Source organism: Aquabacterium sp. A08 (genome assembly GCF_011742065.1).
This window is the reverse complement of sequence record NZ_JAAQQT010000052.1, coordinates 1-374: the sequence shown is the minus strand read 5'-3', so window position 1 is coordinate 374 and position 374 is coordinate 1. Positions and strand designations below refer to the sequence as shown.

The following is a 374-nucleotide window of genomic DNA, read 5'->3' as shown; positions in this document are numbered from 1 at the left end:
CGGGTGCTGACCTACGGCCAGGACGACAAGCTGTCGTGGCTGTTGCTGCCGCTGCTGGGCCTGAGCATCGCCACCGCCTGCCTGACGGCCATCGTGTACGCGCTGCGCACCCCCGAGCAGTGGAACCGGCGGCACAACCCCACCGAGGCGGTCGACGCCCCCGCTGGCCGGACGAACTGGCTGACCATCGGCGCACTGGTGTTCGCCCTGATGTATGGCACCGTGGGGCTGATGGCCAGCCTCGCTTTCGGTTTCCAGCGCTACTTCGAATACCAGATTGAAGAGGCGCTGAAGATCAGCCAATGACGCTCAGGCGCGGAACATGAAATAGACCGCGCCCACCATGCACAGCGCCGCCCAGAGGTAGTCCCACT

1 protein-coding gene is annotated in these 374 nt (G+C 65.5%); it reads left to right on the top strand.

Annotated elements, in window-relative coordinates; all coding sequences use genetic code 11:
- A partial coding sequence (locus HA630_RS00295) for a hypothetical protein (RefSeq protein ID WP_166831990.1) occupies positions 1-306 on the top strand: 306 nt, incomplete at its 5' end.
- Positions 307-374: the final 68 nt, after the last annotated feature.